Source organism: Secundilactobacillus odoratitofui DSM 19909 = JCM 15043 (assembly GCF_001434895.1).
Lineage (GTDB): Bacteria > Bacillota > Bacilli > Lactobacillales > Lactobacillaceae > Secundilactobacillus > Secundilactobacillus odoratitofui.
On record NZ_AZEE01000028.1, the window covers coordinates 625,362 to 643,021 of the forward strand.

Below are 17,660 nucleotides of genomic sequence, written 5' to 3' on the forward strand. Positions count from 1 at the left end.
AATTAACACTTTAAATGTACAATATTTCACGTTTTAATTTCAAAATGTATACTCGACGAATTTCATGCAAAAATAATGAATATTCATTTTAAATCAAGTATTTATGCGGAACATTATGTATAAAATTAAATTATTAACTTTTAGTTATTTTTATGTATAATTCGTACAATGATTGTTATAACAACTGTTTCGGTTAACGGGGTTGATTGATTTCAATAAATTTATTCATTTTACACATTGCATATTTTGAGTTAGATTGTGAATTTAAAATATACGTTCATAACTGGCTTTTGGCCCCTTAAATCCAATAATTGAACAAGATTTACATTCAACACAACTTATCTTCGTCATCATAATCTCTCGTAATTCGTTAGGATGAATTTACCAGTTTTATATATTAGTCACCTAGAAGTTTCTTGCCCACAATTTGATGCCGATTAATTTTAACCACTGCAATTCACAAAAAAACTGCAGTGTTTCCCTTCGAAAGGGTCGTACACCACAGTTTATTTCACCGTTGTTTCAACACGTTAATCGTAATCAGTCACCAGCGCCTGACTTGAAATCACGGTACCAGATCCAGTCTGAACATAATCAGCCAAGTTTTCTAATGACGTGATGACTGCCTGACCAGTTGGCCGATGTGTGACAAAGGCCATTGCCGCCTCTACTTTTGGCAACATGCTACCAGCAGCAAATTGACCATCAGTAACATATTCACGTAGCTCATCGATGGCAACCTTCGTTAATGCCCGTTGCGTCGGTTGATTGAAGTCCACATAGACGTGATCCACCGCTGTCAGAATAATCAATAAATCGGCCTCAACCAGCTCGGCAAGTTTCTCTGACGCAAAATCCTTATCGATCACTGCCTCACGGCCAATCAACTGGTTGTGACTTGAGACGACCGGAACGCCCCCACCCCCACACGCAATCGGAATAATACCTGCATTGACCATCGCTTTCACAACACCCGCCTCTTTAACATCAACGGGTCGCGGTGACGGCACTACCCGCCTAAACCCGCGCCCGGCGTCTTCAACGAACTCAAATTCTGGGTGCGTTGCGTTGATCTTTTGCATCGCCGTTAAATCATAAAATGGTCCAATTGGTTTGGTTGGGTGAGTAAAGGCCGGATCGTCATCACTTACGACCACCTGCGTCACCAGGGTGGCAACATCTGACGATAGTCCCTGCTCAGCTAAAGCTGTCGTCAACGCATTTTGTAGCCAATAACCAATGCTACCTTGCGTCATGGCCACCGCAGTATCTAACGGCATTGGTGGATTGGTTTCAGTGCTGCCAGCTGCTTGTTGCAATAATAGGTTACCAACTTGTGGCCCGTTGCCGTGAGTGATAATGAGTTGATCACCCTCTTTGACAAAGTTGACTAAGTGGCGGGCAGTCTCTTGCAGTGCACGTTGTTGTGCTTCTGCACTGGCATCTTTTGCCAAAATGGCGTTACCTCCCAGGGCAACGACAATTCTGCGACCTGTCATGTTAATCATCCTTTCTAGTGGGACTCTTGTTGTGGTACCAAACAACGAATGAACGATAAAGGGGAACTTAACAAGGCATATTGTCTTGAAAAAGTCCCCCTTTAAAATCATTTGAGATCATTGTTCAACTAAACAGTTGGAATAAATAGATTCCCCAAAGTGGCTGCCATCATGGCTTTAATCGAATGCATCCGATTCTCAGCCTCTTCAAATTGACGCGCATACTTACTCCGGAAAACTTCATCCGTAATTTCCATCTCACCAATACCGTACTTCGCCTCAATATCTTTACCATAGTCGGTTGTCGTGTCATGGAAAGCTGGTAGACAGTGCATCACAATTAACTGATCATCTGGTGTACCGGTCTTTTGAAGTGCAGCCATATTGACCTGATAGGGTTGTAATAACTTGATACGTTCTGCCCAGTTATCTTCTCCCATGGAAACCCAAACATCGGTATATACAATGTTTGACCCCTTCATACCTTCGTCTAAATCATCCGTGATCAATAAGTGAGCACCCGATTTTTCAGCAAAGCCATTGGCTAAATCTTGAATGTCCTGGGTTGGATAGAGCGCTTTTGGCGCTACGATGTGGACGTTAACGCCTAGAATTGCCCCGGTAACCAGCAGTGAATTAGCCACGTTATTCCGGCCATCACCCATAAACGTCAGGGTTAACCCTTTCAGATGTCCAAAGTTTTCCTTTACGGTCATAAAATCGGCAATCATCTGGGTTGGATGCCATTCATCCGTCAAGCCGTTCCAAACTGGGACTCCGCTAAATTCGGCAAGTTGTTCCACTGCTTGTTGACTGAAGCCACGAAATTCGATGCCATCAAACATGCTACCAAGCACCTTGGCCGTATCTTCAACAGATTCCTTTTTACCAAGTTGAATATCGTTAGCGCCCAAGAACTCTGGGTGGGCACCCAAATCAATTGCCGCTGTGGTAAATGCAGAACGCGTACGGGTCGAAGTTTTTTCAAAGAGTAAGGCAATGTTTTTGCCTTCTAGATAATGATGAGGCACACCGGCTTTTTTGAGGGCCTTTAGATGTAATCCAAAGTCTACGAGATAGTTTAATTCAGCCGCCGAAAAGTCTTTTTCTGCTAATACCGAACGGCCTTGAAAAACATTTTGCTTAAAATCAGTCATTTTAATTACCCCTTTTTTATGATAGGTCTTCACGAACGAGTGGCATGCTCATACAACGTGGGCCACCCCGTCCTCGTGATAGCTCACTTGATAGGACTTCGAGTACCTTGAGGCCGTGTTCACGTAGAACCTGATTTGAAACATAGTTCCTATTATAGGTAACAACGACGCCGGGAGCAATCGCTAACGTGTTGGACCCGTCGTTCCACTGTTCACGATCAGCGATCAGCGGATCGCCACCACCAGTTGGAATTAAGTCGAGATCATCTAAATTCAACACCTCTTTTAAAACCCGTTTCAAATCGCGGTCGTGTTTAATATCTAATTCACCGTTTTTACCGGCTGTAAGCGTCCAAGTATCAATTTGCCCACCTTCACCTAAAATACCAGGATGAACAGTGAATTGATCATGGTTGATCATGGTAAAGACGGTATCTAAGTGCATCATCGCATGGTTATGTGGAATCCGAATGGCAAGTACTTTCTCAAAACCACTTTGATTGGCGAATAAACTGCGGGCAATGTCTTCGATTGCACTCGCCGCTGTCCGTTCTGAAACGCCAATTGCAATAACAGTATCACTGAGAACGAGTTCATCGCCACCTTCGATCCGGGTGGTTTGATCACGATCACGCCATACGTGCAGGCCTTGATTAGCAAACCGTGGATGATGGGCAATAATCGTTGCCATAAAGAGTGATTCACGCTGTCTTGCAGGGAACGTCATATGGTTGATACTCAAGCCATCGCCAATCGACGCGGCTGGATCTCTCGTAAAATACAGGTTGGGCATTGGATCTAAGAAGAATGGATAGTCTTGCTCTTCTGCGGCGCTCACCAGATCCAACGGTACGTAGTCCAGTTCATTTTTTCTGACACCGGCCATTAACTTCACGACCATTTCTTCGGTGGTCATGCTGTTCAGGTAGTCCTTTAACACCGTGTGTAACACACCGGCAACGTAACCTGATTCTGCCAACATCTGGGTTAGAAAGTCCGCTTTCACCGTTTCGCCGCCAGCATCAAGTGCTTCTACCACTAATTTTTCGAGGTAGAGGACTTCTACTTGGTTTTGACGGAGCGTATCAGCAAAATTATCGTGTTCTTGCTGCGCAATGGGTAGGTAGGGAATATCATCAAACAACAGCCTAGGCATCATTTAAGGGGTGAAGTTTTCAACTTCAGCACCTGGTCGTTTCAACATCACTGCCTTCAGTTTGCCAATTTCTGATGTAACATGGATTGGTTTTGTCATGGTGTTTACCTCCTATCTCTTTTAACATATTAAGCATACCCAGAAATAGAAGCGGTTTCACCAACTACTTAACAGTTTGAATGCCAAGAATTTCGCACTTTATCGTTAAAAATTTTAACAATAAAAAAATATACAAAATCTGAAGTATTTTAAGTCAAATGACTTATTATATACACGGAATTTTGCATATTATCAGAAGATTAAAATTCAATTAAAAATCATGTTTATTGTAATAGCAGCGTCTTCATAGATTTTGTTTCAAAAATTCATATTTCATTCACATTATTAATGTATATGTGAAGGCTATGGATTACTTTTCACGCTGTCCCGAACAACTAATTCCAATGGGAGTTGCTTATCCTGGTGGGGTAAGCGTGGGTTTTGAATCCGTTCAATCAGCAACTCGGTCGCAACTTGGCCCATTTCAAAGGCAGGTTGGTGAATCGTGGTTAACTTTGGCGCCACGAAGTTTGCTAAATCAATATCATCGTAACCCATCACCGAAATATCGTCGGGCACTCGTAAGCCACGTTCTTGCAGCCCCCGATACACCCCGATGGCCATTTCATCGTTAATACAAAAAACAGCGGTTGACTGTTTGGCAATGAGTTGGTCAACGGCTTGATAGCCACCTAATTTAGTCATCGGTGTCTTAATCATCATCTCTTCTGAGAAAGCCAACCGATACTTAGTCATGACGGATTCAAAGCCTTTGATTCGCTGGCGAATGTTTTGGGTAATGTCATCTGGTACCAACAGTGTTAACTTACGATGACCAGCCGCTAATAAGTAGTTAGCAGCAATTTGACCGCCCTTATAATCATCAACCCAAACTCGATCACCAATTTGAGCATCGTTTTGGTCAAATAATAGGTACGGAATCCCATTACGAGTTAGGATTCGGTCAATATCGTTCGCGTCCAGCGTTGCACTGGCAATAATTAGCCCGTTAGCAGCACGCTTGATAAGTTCTTCCAAATACATATTTTGTAAGGCTTGATTTTGATTTGCATCAAAAATAATCGGAATAAACTTATTGTCTTGAGAAGCTAATTGGATACCTTTGATAAACATACTAAAAAATGGGTTAGCCAGGTTTGGGACCAATACGCCGATTGTTTGCGTCGAGCGCATAATCAGGTTTCGCGCGTTATAATCCGGTACGTACCCTAACTTTTCCTGAAGTTTCAGTACCCGTGCCTGCGTATCGCTACTAAACCGTTCACCCTTACCGTTTAAAATTTGGGAAACTGTGGTTACGGAAACACCAGCCGCTTCGGCTAGATCTCTGATTGTCACTTTCTGTGTCACAATGTCCTCCTCATACAATCCTGCTAGTTCATTCCTTTGAGGCAGGACTGCGTTTTGATACGACTTTGAAGGTTAGTTTCAAAGTCAATGATGCGTTGGAAGTAGCCTTGATCGACTGTGAGTCTACTCACTTAATAGGCGAATCAAAGTCTCGAAAACCTCAGCGTCACGTTCCCTAGGCCTTTAAAATCGATTCAATCTGTGCTAATTCATCCGGTGTAAAGTTGATATTTTGAACTGCCTGAAGATTATCTTCAAGGTGAGAAACCTTTGAGGCACCCGTGACAACACTCACCACGACTGGATCTTTGAGCAACCAAGCCAATGACATTTGGGCCAAGGTCTGGTTACGGTTTTGTGCCAGTGCGTTTAATTGATTGAGTTTTTGGGTTAATTTTTGTCGTCCTTGATCCATCACTTCAGTGCTACTCCAGTGGATCTGGAAATCTTCTGGAATGCCACCCAGATATTTGTTCGTCAATAATCCTTCAGCTAACGGTCCATAGGCCACCATTCCAAGATGATTATCCTTCAACGTATCTAACACACCATCTGCTTCGATACCACGGTTAAGCATGTTATATGACAGTTGATTAACCACAAATGGTGTATGAAGTTCCTTGAAAGTCTTCAATATTACTTTAGTTTGGGCGTTCGTGTAATTTGAAATACCAACGTAAAGCGCCTTGCCTGACCGAACGATACTATCAAGTGCCACTGCAGTTTCTTCGGGATCAGTATTTGGATCAAACCGGTGACTGTAAAAGATATCAACGTAGTCTAACCCCATTCGTGTCAAACTATTATCAAGGGCATTGATCAGCGTTTTACGTGAGCTCATTTCACCATATGGTCCAGGCCACATGTGAAAACCAGCCTTAGTCGTAATCACCAATTCATCGCGATGGGCCTTGAGGTTAGCCTGATAGATTTGGCCAAATAAACGTTCAGCCGCACCTGATCCGGGTCCGTAATTATAGGCCAAATCATAGCTAAAAATGCCACTATCAAAAGCCTTTAGAATGACTTCTTCGCTATCTTTATAGTTGGCTTCGTCACCAAAACTATGCCACATACCAAACGAAACGGCTGGTAACTGAAGGCCCTTATTACCAGCCCGGCGAATCGGCATCCGACCGTCATAACGATTCTCATCTGCTGTATACATTAATCAATTCCTCTTCTCTCTTTGTCTTACCCTATCAATTCTAAAAGCTCAGTGCAAAAGGGTCAAGAGCAAAAGGGTTAGAATCGCAGACGAGCGCAATCGATAGCTAACAATTGAGCTCACCGTTAGTGATTGAATGATTGGATGACTACAATTCGGATACAGTAAGCGTCTGCCGAATCGAGAAAACGCAGACTCGGCAGACGCAATGTGTACCCTTATTCAGTTAATTCACGTCCTATTTAATCGCTAATTAAGCCTTTAAACTTAGCTTAACTGCATCACTGACATGACCGCCAGACTGTTTGAGTAATGCCTTAGCCTCAGCAATCGTCCCCTTGGTTTCAATCAATAAAATAGCCAATGGTACGTTATTGTCCGCCCGTTCTAGTGCTCGTTCAGCCGCCAGGGTTGAAGTTTGAGTTGCGGCTGCAATAATTCGCTTAGCCCGCCGCTTAGTTTTCTCGTTAGTTGGCACAACGTTAATCATCAAGTTTTGATAAACCTTACCAGAACGAATCATAATGCCACTTGAAACCATATTTAAAACCATCTTTTGTGCCGTCCCGGCCTTCATGAGCGTGGCCCCAGTAATCACTTCTGGGCCCACGATTGGACAAATTGCAACCGTTGCATTTTTAGCAAGTGGACTATCCGTTACACAGGCCACCGCAATGGTTAACGCACCTTGGCGTTTGGCATAATCTAATGCAGCCACTGTATAAGCAGTGGCGCCACTGGCAGCAATCCCGATGACAATATCCTTTTGGCTTAAGTTGACTTTCTTAAGGTCCTTCTCACCTAATTCTGCAGAATCTTCCACGCCTTCAAGGGTATCAAACATCGCCTCTGGACCACCAGCAATGATGCCAAAAGTCTGACTTTTTTCAAGACCATAAGTTGGTCGTAATTCAGTCGCATCCAAAACACCCAGTCGACCAGAAGTCCCAGCGCCAATATAAATTAAGCGACCACCAGCATCAAACTGCTTAGTGGCAAGGCTGATAGCTTCAGATATTTGTGGCAATTGCTTTTGCACAGACCGGCCAACCCGCTGGTCCTCTCGATTAATAATCTCGACCATGTCATCCGTATCCACTTGATCGATGTGGGTGGAATGCCGATTTCGTTGCTCAGTAAGTAAATCTTCAAAGTTCATGCCAAATCCTCCAGTTTCAGCGATAAGGGATTGCTTCTCGAAAGAATTATATAAATTGTTATCGCTTTCATTTTCTACTATTAAGGTATAACATGTTTCAGTAAAAATTTCAAATTAATCTATAATTATATCGATATTTTCAACCAAGTTTGAAAAAATCATCAATTTTGCTGTGAACAATTTGTAAGTCGTTTTGTTTAATAAATGACTGCTAAACTTGTCCCTAACCTACCATAGCATCACCATTGCGATTGAAAACACGCTGTTAATTTCACGGCCATTCTATTTTAATTTTCATGATAGTTGAATGATCAACTTGTTAGCCATGAAATCATCCGAATCGGTTCAGTTGCATTCAAGGGTATTACGGCGACCTTGCTAACAAGAAAAAGTTTGAAGCAACTTAAGACTTGAAAAACTGACTGAAATCATCAAAAAAGTAGCGAAGTTTCCAACCTGAAAACTTCGCTACTTTTTTGATGATTGACATGGTGCATACACACCACGTTTGAACATTACTTGGTGATATAAACACTCTTATAACCACGGCTCATGCCAGCTGGATTCCAAACGTAGCCATGAACGTTAGGCCGCCACAATTCAGTCGTTGCCGGTTGATACAATGGAATAACACCCTGATTTTGCATCAACACTTTTTCGGCATCGACCAAGTTTTGGTACCGCTTTTGTGGGTTATTGGCGTTAGTCGTCTGCGAAGCCTTAATCAATTGATCATAGGTTTTATTCGACCAGCCGCCGTTATTGGTAGAATTGCCAGTTTCTTCAAGACTCAAGAAGTTAATTGGGTCGGCAAAGTCTGCTCCCCAAGATGACACAACCAAATCAAAATTACCACTCGCCGATCGTGCTAGCCGGTTTTTATTCGGCACGTTATCAATATTAACGGTCAATCCAGGTAACTTTTCAAACTGATCTTGTAGATACTGAGTGGTTGTTTTAGCTTGATCGGTATCATCACTAAGCAACGTTAACGTGACTTTCTTTTGACCAATTTGCTTTAAGCCCTGCGCCCAGAGTTTCTTGGCCTGGGTAGGATTATAAGCCACGCCTGCCTTGACATAAGCATCTGAAGCAAAGTCCGCTTTTGTCTTAGGATTTTGGACAAAGTTCGTTGACACAAATCCCTTTGGCGCAGTTGAACCATCCCGGAGAACCTTCGTGGCCAACGCGTTTTTGTTCACAATTTGTGATAGTGCCTGCCGAATTTGCAGGTTTTTAAGTGCTTTGACGTGCTTTTGGTTCAATTGCAAATACATCATTGAACCACCAACAAACTTGCTAAAGCCGGCGTTATTCGTATAGTTGGCGACTTGCGTTCCGGATAATGGCGTCACATCCAGTTTCTTTTGGTTGTACAGATTTAGACCGGTACTTGGACTCTTCACTACTTGGAAATTAATTTTGCTAAGATGAACGTGCTTTTTATCCCAATAGTTCGAGTTCTTCTTCAAAGTCCAAGTATTATTAGTGCCGTTCCAACCACTAACCGTAAACGGACCATTATTGGCCGTCTTAGCACTGGTTGTCCCGTATTGCTTGCCATACTTTGTGACAGCCGACTGTTGTTCTGGGAAGAACGTCGGGAAGGCCAAAAGTAGTTTGAAATAAGGGACCGGTTCGCTAAGCGTCACAACCAGTTTATTTTTACTTGGTGCGCTGACACCCAGTTTCGACGGACTCATTTTACCCTTTTGAATAGCATCAAAGTTTTTGATGCCCTCAAACAGATAAGCGTATCCAGCCGCCGTTTTGGGATTGGCCGTCCGACGCCATGAATAGACAAAATCTTTCGCGGTGACGGGTTGACCGTCATTCCACTTATCGTTTTGACGAAGCGTGAAAGTATACTTGAGGCCATCCTTCGAAACCGTTGTGTGAGTGGCCAAAGCGTTTTCAATCTTTGAATTATTGCCAAGTCGATATAGCCCTTCATTCGTCGAATACAAAGCCGTTAAACTGACTGACTCAGATGCTGACGAATTATCTAACGATGAAATTGTCTCAGTCGTACTTAGATTAAGTGTCTGATCTGTTGCCATTTGTTTGCTCGTGCCACTCTTGGACTGACCGCACGCAACGAGCGTCAGTGCTAGTGCGATGCTCGTAACTCCTAAAAGCAATTTTTTTATCATGTTATTGTTCCCCATCCCTAATCTTTAGTAATTGTGATTGCTCAAATAAATTGGCGATTTGTAGTAACAAACGTTCATTCCCCTTGGTTGCCATGAATTGAATTCCCATTGGCAACCCCCCTGCTGAAATGCTCGTGGGCAGACTAATGGCCGGTTGACCAGTCAAATTGGCCTGTTGTGTAAATGGTGACCGAGTTAAAGCTGGTAACCATTGATCAAAAATAAGTTGCTGTTGTTCTTTTGGTGACATCGTCTCAATCGACACTAACTGCTTGGCATGGGCTTCTGAAATGAGTGGGTCATTTGCCAATGGTGCCGTATCAGCAGTTGTTGGGGTGAGATACAGTGGATATTTTTCGTGAAATTGTGCATATCGGTAACTGGTTTGATCCCACAAGGCTAACGCCTGCGAATATTGCACAGCACTGATATGACGGCCAGTTATCCCTAATGCCCAAGTTAGCGGTTCGACATCCCTAGCAGTGATTGGCCGGTTGAACGCCGTGGCAAGGTCATCGAACATGGCGGCCGTTTCGCCTTCATTCATGACGTAATAACTATCCATTAACGCGCGACCATCAACATCAGGATGATCTTCAACGACTTCAAAGCCCTGATCACTTAAAAAGCGGACGGCGTTCAACACAGCATCAATCGCTGTTTTGGAAACCGGTGTGCCGACTGGTGATTGTAAACTGTAAGCAATTTTAAGGTGGGCTGGTAATTGGTTCAGTTGACTCAAAGCGCTAGGTGTCATCAATGGCGTTTGAAAGACTGCAGCTGGTTGAACAACTTGCATTGCATCAAGCAAGGCAGCGGTATCGGCAACCGAACGGGTTAAGGCAAAATTAATGGCTGCCCCCTGCCAAGAACGCCAATCACCCGGACCAACTGGCACCCGACCGCGAGTTGGTTTTAAACCAATCAGGCCTGAAAAGCTAGCTGGAATTCTTATCGACCCGCCACCATCACTGGCAGCTGCAATTGGCACCATGCCAGCAGCCACACTCGCAGCTGAGCCACCACTCGATCCACCAGGTGAATAATCAAGCTGCCACGGATTATGGGCGACTCCGTACAATTTTGAGTCGGTAATGTTCTTAAACCCAAATTCCGGCACGTTTGTTTCGCCAATAATAATAAAACCTGCCGCCTGCAAACGTTGAACAAAAAAATCAGTCTGCGTGGCAATTTGATCTGCCAGTAAATTCGACCCTGCCGTAGCCGGCATGCCACTTAATGATTGACCTAAGCCCTTAATCAATAACGGCACACCAAAAAACGGCTGCCCGTGATCTTCCAGCTTTTCAGCTTCACGTATTGCAGCCGCTTGGCGTACGGCCGTCACTGCATTAAGTGCTGGGTTCAGTGTTTCTACCCGTCGCAAAGCAGTCTCCACTAATTCACGTGAAGACACGTTGCCACTTCGAACTTGTTGTGCAAGTGCTAACGCCGTATCCATCATAACCAATCCCTTTCCTGCTGAAGTTCTAAACTGGACTCTTCAACGTAAAAGATTACCGAAACGACTGGGTTCCCAACCCAACCGCCAAAACACCCGTTTATGCCTGAGTGTTATCTAACTCTTCTTTAACAAACAGTTTACCAACACTCTGTTCCGTATAAATCTGTCTAATTGCTGAACCCATTAAGTGACCAACTGAAATGACTTCAACTTTATCAAACTGCTTTTCAGATGGCAACTGAATTGAATCGGTCACGATCACTTTTTTTAATGGTGAGGCTTTCATCTGCTCAACAGCGTTTTGACTGAAAACTGGGTGTGTTGCGACCGCGTAAATATCATTTGCACCAGCGTTCTTAAGCGTTTGAGCCGAGATTGAAATGCGAACGGCTGTATCAATAATATCATCCACTAAAATAGCATTTTTGCCAGCGACTGAACCAATTACAGCGTCGGCAGAAGTGGTTGATTTATTGGGGTCACGGTTATCTATAATCGCCAGTGGTGCGTGCAATAAATCAGCCATTCGCCGCGCCTTTGAGACGCCCGCATGGTCAGGTGAAACAACCACTAAATTATCGGTTAAATCATGGTCAACAAAGTAACCGGCTAACAGTGGCGTTGCTTCTAAATGATCCATTGGAATATCAAAGAAGCCTTGTAATTGAGCAGCGTGTAAATCCAAGGTAACTACCCGGTCAACACCATCATCTTCCAGCAATGACGCAATCAACTTAGCCGTAATTGGCTCGCGGGAACGGGCCTTACGGTCAGCTCTAGAGTACCCGTAATAAGGAATAACCACGGTGATTGAATGCGCACTGGCACGTCGAACGGCATCAACCATGATCAAAAGTTCCATTAACATGGTATTCACTGGATCAGAAACTGACTGAATCAAAAACACATCATCGCCACGGATACTTTCATCTACAGTAATCGCAATTTCACCATCACTAAAGTGTTTAATGGTTGCTTTACCAAGTGGGACACCAGCCGCAGCAGCAATTTTTTCTGCCAGTGGTCGATTTGAGTTTAATGCAAACATCTTTAACGGGTGTTTCGGTTCACTTTGATTTGACATGTTTACCCTCCAGGAATTCGTTTACAGTTACATACTGTCTAAATATTACACTACCGAGTTACTTATTGTAAATGACTTTGGCGTCACTTTTCCCATTCCAATCATTGGATCAATTTGACCGCTACTAATTAACTCAGCTGTCAGGATACCATCATTGAGTATTTCAGGTTGTTCAACCGTTTTCGTTGCTTTTTGGGGCGTATCTATTTCATTTGGCGTTGTCGCTGAAGATGCCAAGTTCGTTACGTCTTTGGCTGTTGCTTCACTGGTATCCGGTGACGCTAAGACGTTACTTTCAGCGACTTCTGAGATTGTAGCAGTCAGTCGATCGACTAACGCAGTTTGGCGGTTAACTGACTGTCGTTCAACGCTGACTTGAAAGGCACGTTGTTCACCAAGCAAAATCAGGGTGGATTTGGCCCTAGTGATGGCGGTGTAGAGCAAATTACGCTGAAGCATGCGTGAAAACTGCATCACCATCGGCAAAATCACCATTTTGAACTGACTCCCCTGCGCCTTATGAATCGACGTACAGTACGCCAGGGTCAACTTATCCCATTCGTTTCGTGGGTAAGTCACCTCGGTTTGATCAAAGGCAACTGTCAGTTTATCGACTTTATCCGAGTTACCCTTGTCTTTAGCAAAAGTAATCCCCACAATTTCACCAATATCACCGTTAAAAACGTTGTTTTCCGGACTGTTCACTAAATGTAAAACCTTATCGCCAATTCGAAATTTTTCATCCCGAAATTCAACTTGTTTTTTGTGGGTAGCAGTCAATGGATTCATAATATCTTGAATAATCGTATTGAGGCGCGTAATTCCAGCTGGGCCTCGGTACATTGGTGCTAAGACTTGCACGTCCTCAGCCGAAAAGCCACGGGCCTTCGCTTTACCAATGATTTGTTCAATCACCGATGGCATTTGAAACGCATTACATTGGATGAACGAACGATCCGGTTTATTTTGGGTAAAGTCAGCGGGTAGCTTGCCGGTTTTAATGTCGTGAGCGAGTGGAATAATCGAAGAATCATTACCTTGACGGTAGATCGTCGTTAATTCCATTGCGTTGACACGGTGACTGCGTAACAAATCGTAAAATACTTGTCCGGGACCGACTGAGGGCAACTGGTCCTTATCGCCCACAAAGACAATCTGCATGGTATCAGGAATTGCGCGTAGCAAGGTTCTAAATAAGAAGATATCGACCATTGACATCTCATCGATAATCAAAAGTGAGCCCTCTAAGTCCTTAGCAGCCGCTTCATCGTTACTTTCACGACCAGTTAAGCCAAGTAACCGGTGAATGGTACTGGCTGGCAAACCAGTCGTTTCACTCATCCGCTTCGCTGCCCGCCCAGTTGGTGCGGCCAATAAAATCGGAAATGGTTTGTCCTTATACTGGTTGATATCTAATGACAAATCATGTAATTTCGCATACAAATTGACAATACCGTTAATAATCGTGGTCTTCCCGGTTCCGGGACCACCAGTCAACAGAAACAGCGGTGACTGGATTGCGTTTAAAATGGCATCTTCTTGAGATTGATCATACGTAATGCCCAAGTTCCGTTCGACAATGCGCATTTTTTTAGTCAGCGTTTCGTCGTCAAATTGCTTCACTTGTTCTGAATTAGCCAGTCGATTAAGGTGCTCAGCTGCCTGCCACTCCGCATCGTATAATTGTTTCAAAAAGATGCGGTTGCCTTCACCAACCACTTTTTGTGCCTTGCCAAGCTCTAATAGCTGATCAGCAACAGCTTGTGGTGCTACTGCAACGTTTCGACTCTCTTGCAAAATATGAATCGTGCTCTTTAATAGCGGCTCTGCCGTCGTGTAGGTGTTGCCTTCAGACATTGCCAACTCGTTTAGGGCCTGCAAAAGACCGGCTTGCAACCGTTGTGGGGACAAGGCTTCAATCCCAAGTTGCTCGGCGATTTGATCTGCTCGTTTGAAGCTAACACCATTAATATCTTCAACTAACTGATAGGGATTTTCTTGGATGACTTGAAGCGTACGTTCTTTATACCTTTCAAAGATGGCACTGGCCATGCGGCTACCAAACCCATAACCATTCAAACCAATAATGATTTGTTCAACCCCATTATTACTGGCTAAATTATCAATTAAGCTTTGCTTGACCGAGGCCTTTAGTCCCAACGGATCTAGTACCGATGGATCCTGATTAATCTGATCAATTGCCGTCAAACCTAGTAAGGCAACAATCTTTTCAGCCGTCTTTTTCCCCAGCCCTGGAAAATCATCACCTGATAAGTATGCCACAATGCCTTCCTTAGTCGTCGGTGCCTCATTTTGATAATTAGCCGCCTGAAACTGTTGGCCGTACTTTGGATGATCGACTAATTGGCCGAAAAAACGATAGGGCATTTCCTCAGTGACATCCGCAAAATTACCAGTCACGACAATTTCATCACCATGCCAATCGAGATTGGTAGCCGAAACTTTCACCAACAATACTTTATAAAAACTGTCTGGACTTTCAAAAAAAGTGGCAACCACTTGACCAACCAAGTATGGTTGCTGTGGCTGCGGTTGAGCGTCAAATAAGTCAATTGTTTCACTGGCCAAGCTGGTACACCCGCTTTCTACTGGTCACTTTTCGTCGTATTTTTTGGTTTGAGTAATAGGTTTTGAATATCAGTCAACCGTGACTGACCCTTGTCGTAATAATCACGATCAAGTTTTTTAGCCGCCTCAAAATACTTGGTGGCATCCACTCCTAGCACAACCGCACAAATCCCTCGGTCAAACTGAGCACGCCCGTTTTTCGGGTCACTGGCTAACACCTTATCGTAGTAGGTGGTCGCGTCTTTAAAACTTCCAACAGCTAACAGATTATCCGCGATTAACTGATTGACCTGAGGATCTTGTTGGCGATTTTGAGCAGCCGTTAAAGCAAAAGCCAGCGCCGTTTTATGATCGTTATTCCCCATGTAACTCTGAGCTAACATCAAATAGGCATCGCTCTTAAGCTTAGTGTCCTTCACCTGATTAAATTGTTCGATGGCTTTTTGATATTCCCCAGCTTCATAGTATACATTGCCAAGACCGTACGTTAGCGTGTCCTTAGCTTGCCGACTCTTGTCAGCAAACAGACCGAGTGCTTTTACCAGCAGTTCTTCTGCTTGGGTATAACTCTTTAGATTAACTAAGAGTGCGCCTAAATCGTAGTAAGTATGATAATCATCCGGATTGTCATCGATTTCTTGCACGAGTCGGTGTAAAACCGCCTCAGATTGTTTTTGTTTCGCATCCCGTTCAGCCTTTTTAACGTCATTTCCCGCTTGCGGTTGCTGTGTCATAATTTCACCTCATTAAATTGTATCCGTTGCATCAAGTTGTCGTTTTAAATAATCGGTCTTGTTCCACGCGATTAGGTTAAAATGCTGACCCAGATCCGTGGTTTCCAAGATGGTCGTTGACGTATTGCTGAGCCCGCCACGGTCCCGTAAGTGCGCTAATGGTGTTTCAAGTAAGGCGTTAATTTCTGCGTTCAAAGCCGCACCATGACTAACAATCAAAACGTTTTGGTCTGGTGCCGGGTATTGGCGCACAATGTTTAAAATAGCGGGTGTCATGCGGTCAATCAACTCCTGAAAGCTCTCACCACCAATTTGAACTGGTCGATAATCGGCTGGTGCATTCCTAAAAGCGTCAAACTCTTTCGGAAAAGTAGCTTGGGCTTCCTTAAAAAGCATCCCTTCCATGCGACCTAAATGAAACTCTTCTAGTCGACTGAGCAGGCTAAGTGTGGGCTGTCCAGGTAAACTTTGTCGAACCGTCAATGCAGTATCGCGGGCTCGTTTAATTGGGCTCGCAAAAATGTGTGCAAATTGAATCTGGCTCAAATAGGTACCCGCCTGGCGGATTTCATCATAACTTTGCGGCAACAATGGTGAATCACCACCCGCACCTTGATACCGAGATTCTAGGTTCCATTGGGTTTTGCCGTGTCTTAAAAAATATAGTTTCAATCTAATCCCTCACTACTGACAATATGCTGACGTCTTGATAATTATTTCTCTCAAAATTTTGAAATCATTTCTATTATGACAGGTTTTCAAGTCAGTGTCACATAGTTCGTCACCAATATTCAATCAATGGGCGCACAAAATCGAACAAAAAAAGTCCCGAGATTTTAAATTAAAATCTCAGGACCCGATATATTGAATAGGTTAAAAGCAAACCCCATTCAGTTGACTACAATTTAAACGTACTGTAATTGACGACTCTTGCTGTAAGCAGCATCGATAATGGCACTACCTAAGCACTCAGCACCGTCATAAAAGACAACGGCCTGACCTGGTGTGATTGCACGCACTGGGTCATCAAACTCAACCGTTACCTTTTGACCATCATCAGACAAGTGAACCGTTACGCCAGTATCCACCTGACGGTACCGGAACTTAGCTGTACAGTGAAAATCTTGGCCACGATCAATGGTGTTGACCCAGTGAATATCAGAAGCATCAAGGTGCGTGGCGTAAAGGTGCTCATTATGATAACCCTTACCAACGTACAAAATGTTCTTCTTCAAGTCCTTACCGATCACAAACCATGGCTCATTATCCTCACCATCGCCACCGATACCAAGACCGCGACGCTGGCCAATCGTGTAATACATTAACCCAGCATGATCGCCCTTGATATCACCATCGACCGTCATCATCTTACCAGGCGTTGCTGGTAAGTATTGACCTAAGAAACTCTTAAAGTTCTTTTCGCCGATGAAGCAAATGCCAACGGAGTCCTTCTTGTGGGCGGTCGCTAAACCGGCCTCTTCAGCAATCTGACGCACCTCTGGCTTCGTAATGTCGCCAATTGGGAACATCACGCGGTCAAGCTGCTCGGTTGAAAGCTGACTCAAGAAGTAAGTCTGGTCCTTGTTAGTATCCACGGAACGCATCAAGTGCATGTGACCATCTGCGTCTCGGTTCAACTGCGCGTAGTGGCCAGTTGCAATGTAATCAGCACCAAGATCTAAAGCATAATCCAAGAAAGCCTTGAACTTGATCTCCTTATTGCAGATAACGTCTGGGTTAGGCGTCCGGCCCTTCTTGTACTCATCTAAGAAATAAGTAAAGACCCGGTCCCAATACTCCTTTTCGAAGTTAACTGAATAATAAGGAATCCCAATCTTCGCAGCAACTTTAGCGACGTCTTTGTAATCCTCGGTAGCTGTACATACGCCGTTTTCGTCAGTGTCGTCCCAGTTTTTCATGAACACACCAACAACGTCATAGCCTTGTTGCTTCAAGCGTAGTGCGACAACTGACGAGTCACCCCCGCCACTCATGCCGACAACCACTCTCGTATGGCTATTGTCTTGCATAAAATCACCATCACTTCATAACAGATTCTGGAGAATCCACGAGTTGAAGGTCGCAA

At 43.9% G+C, this 17,660-nt stretch carries 12 protein-coding genes and 1 pseudogene; all 13 read right to left on the bottom strand.

Features of this window, described 5'->3' with window-relative positions; all coding sequences use genetic code 11:
• Window positions 1–530: 530 nt before the first annotated feature.
• A complete protein-coding gene (arcC, locus tag FD04_RS07925; RefSeq protein ID WP_056948127.1) occupies window positions 531–1,499 on the bottom strand; it encodes a carbamate kinase in 969 nt (322 codons plus the stop codon).
• Window positions 1,500–1,627: 128 nt separating this feature from the next.
• Complete coding sequence (gene argF / locus FD04_RS07930) at window positions 1,628–2,656, bottom strand: ornithine carbamoyltransferase (protein WP_056948129.1); 1,029 nt, start codon at window positions 2,654–2,656, stop codon at window positions 1,628–1,630.
• Window positions 2,657–2,672: 16 nt separating this feature from the next.
• A pseudogene (arcA, locus tag FD04_RS07935) lies at window positions 2,673–3,911 on the bottom strand (arginine deiminase).
• Window positions 3,912–4,214: 303 nt separating this feature from the next.
• The gene (gene rbsR / locus FD04_RS07940; RefSeq protein ID WP_056948131.1) at window positions 4,215–5,222 is read right to left on the bottom strand and encodes a ribose utilization transcriptional repressor RbsR; all 1,008 of its coding nucleotides are present in this window, start codon (window positions 5,220–5,222) and stop codon (window positions 4,215–4,217) included.
• A gap of 175 nt (window positions 5,223–5,397) precedes the next feature.
• Window positions 5,398–6,390 carry an aldo/keto reductase gene (locus FD04_RS07945; RefSeq protein ID WP_056948133.1) on the bottom strand — a complete coding sequence of 331 codons (993 nt, stop codon included), beginning with the start codon at window positions 6,388–6,390 and terminating at the stop codon, window positions 5,398–5,400.
• A gap of 253 nt (window positions 6,391–6,643) precedes the next feature.
• Entirely contained in the window at window positions 6,644–7,549 is a 906-nt protein-coding gene (murQ, locus tag FD04_RS07950) for an N-acetylmuramic acid 6-phosphate etherase (protein WP_056948135.1), read from the bottom strand.
• Window positions 7,550–8,064: 515 nt separating this feature from the next.
• Window positions 8,065–9,702 (bottom strand): peptide ABC transporter substrate-binding protein, encoded by a 1,638-nt coding sequence (locus FD04_RS07955; protein ID WP_056948137.1) that lies wholly within the window; start codon window positions 9,700–9,702, stop codon window positions 8,065–8,067.
• Between the two features lies 1 nt (window position 9,703).
• Window positions 9,704–11,164, bottom strand: coding sequence for an amidase (locus FD04_RS07960; RefSeq protein ID WP_056948223.1), 1,461 nt, complete (start codon window positions 11,162–11,164; stop codon window positions 9,704–9,706).
• A gap of 100 nt (window positions 11,165–11,264) precedes the next feature.
• The gene (locus FD04_RS07965; protein WP_056948139.1) at window positions 11,265–12,251 is read right to left on the bottom strand and encodes a ribose-phosphate diphosphokinase; all 987 of its coding nucleotides are present in this window, start codon (window positions 12,249–12,251) and stop codon (window positions 11,265–11,267) included.
• A gap of 45 nt (window positions 12,252–12,296) precedes the next feature.
• Window positions 12,297–14,840: an SF1B family DNA helicase RecD2 gene (recD2, locus tag FD04_RS07970; protein ID WP_056948141.1), complete on the bottom strand. Its 2,544-nt coding sequence runs from the start codon at window positions 14,838–14,840 to the stop codon at window positions 12,297–12,299.
• A 17-nt stretch (window positions 14,841–14,857) separates the two neighbouring features.
• A complete protein-coding gene (locus FD04_RS07975; protein WP_056948143.1) occupies window positions 14,858–15,574 on the bottom strand; it encodes a tetratricopeptide repeat protein in 717 nt (238 codons plus the stop codon).
• Between the two features lie 12 nt (window positions 15,575–15,586).
• Complete coding sequence (locus FD04_RS07980; RefSeq protein ID WP_056948145.1) at window positions 15,587–16,246, bottom strand: histidine phosphatase family protein; 660 nt, start codon at window positions 16,244–16,246, stop codon at window positions 15,587–15,589.
• Between the two features lie 233 nt (window positions 16,247–16,479).
• Window positions 16,480–17,604: a tRNA 2-thiouridine(34) synthase MnmA gene (mnmA, locus tag FD04_RS07985; RefSeq protein ID WP_056948147.1), complete on the bottom strand. Its 1,125-nt coding sequence runs from the start codon at window positions 17,602–17,604 to the stop codon at window positions 16,480–16,482.
• Window positions 17,605–17,660: the final 56 nt, after the last annotated feature.

Excerpts from the sequence above, each read along its gene's own strand:
- arcC (WP_056948127.1), bottom strand. The coding sequence starts at position 1,499 with ATGACAGGTCGCAGAATTGTCGTTGCCCTGGGAGGTAACGCCATTTTG.
- argF (WP_056948129.1), bottom strand. The coding sequence starts at position 2,656 with ATGACTGATTTTAAGCAAAATGTTTTTCAAGGCCGTTCGGTATTAGCA.
- FD04_RS07945 (WP_056948133.1), bottom strand. The coding sequence starts at position 6,390 with ATGTATACAGCAGATGAGAATCGTTATGACGGTCGGATGCCGATTCGC.
- murQ (WP_056948135.1), bottom strand. The coding sequence starts at position 7,549 with ATGAACTTTGAAGATTTACTTACTGAGCAACGAAATCGGCATTCCACC.
- FD04_RS07955 (WP_056948137.1), bottom strand. The coding sequence starts at position 9,702 with ATGATAAAAAAATTGCTTTTAGGAGTTACGAGCATCGCACTAGCACTG.
- FD04_RS07960 (WP_056948223.1), bottom strand. The coding sequence starts at position 11,164 with ATGGATACGGCGTTAGCACTTGCACAACAAGTTCGAAGTGGCAACGTG.
- FD04_RS07965 (WP_056948139.1), bottom strand. The coding sequence starts at position 12,251 with ATGTCAAATCAAAGTGAACCGAAACACCCGTTAAAGATGTTTGCATTA.
- FD04_RS07975 (WP_056948143.1), bottom strand. The coding sequence starts at position 15,574 with ATGACACAGCAACCGCAAGCGGGAAATGACGTTAAAAAGGCTGAACGG.
- mnmA (WP_056948147.1), bottom strand. The coding sequence starts at position 17,604 with ATGCAAGACAATAGCCATACGAGAGTGGTTGTCGGCATGAGTGGCGGG.